Source organism: Aeromonas sp. PrichA-15 (assembly GCF_017939245.1).
GTDB lineage: Bacteria > Pseudomonadota > Gammaproteobacteria > Enterobacterales > Aeromonadaceae > Aeromonas > Aeromonas caviae.
In genome coordinates this window covers 1-496 of sequence record NZ_JAGKRH010000223.1, presented here as the reverse complement: position 1 = coordinate 496, position 496 = coordinate 1, and the positions used below count along the sequence as shown (strand labels likewise).

Genomic DNA, 496 nt, shown 5'->3' with positions numbered 1-496 from the left:
GCGGAATGCATGGTGTTTTTGCTCATGGGGGGAGCGTATCTAAGGAGCAGGATCAAGCAAGCAGGAAAGTGGGATCAAGAGACGATCGTCTCATTTTTCCTGTGTCAATACTGTTCCGGTGAATACTTACGTTCGCACTTTCCCTAAATAACTGATCCCAATAGTGCTACACCTTCGCTGTGCCATAGCCATTCCCCGGGAAAGGAGACACGGTATCCATGAAGTGTTTCACTCGGGCCAGCAGGTTTGCCATCCCTCTGCATTGATGATTGCGCGTGATGGTTTCATGTAACTTGTGCCATAGCCGTTCTATGTGATTAACCCAAGGGCTGTAAACTGGCTGGAACACCAGGCAGGGCTGACGCATCAGTGTTTATACTTTGAACAACCCCATACATTCGAACAAATATTGTTCATTCAGACAGCAGAGCCTGCGCTTGTTGGCCATGCTTAGATTACGTGATTTGTTTTGCTTCAGCATGTTCAGTATCCACTG

The 496-nt window shown here is 47.6% G+C and carries 2 pseudogenes; both read right to left on the bottom strand.

Features of this window, described 5'->3' with window-relative positions:
* Nucleotides 1-166 precede the first annotated feature (166 nt).
* Nucleotides 167-352, bottom strand: a pseudogene (locus tag J9889_RS19675) (IS630 family transposase); the annotation flags it as partial.
* A 21-nt stretch (nt 353-373) separates the two neighbouring features.
* Nucleotides 374-496: pseudogene (locus tag J9889_RS19670) on the bottom strand (ISAs1 family transposase); the annotation flags it as partial.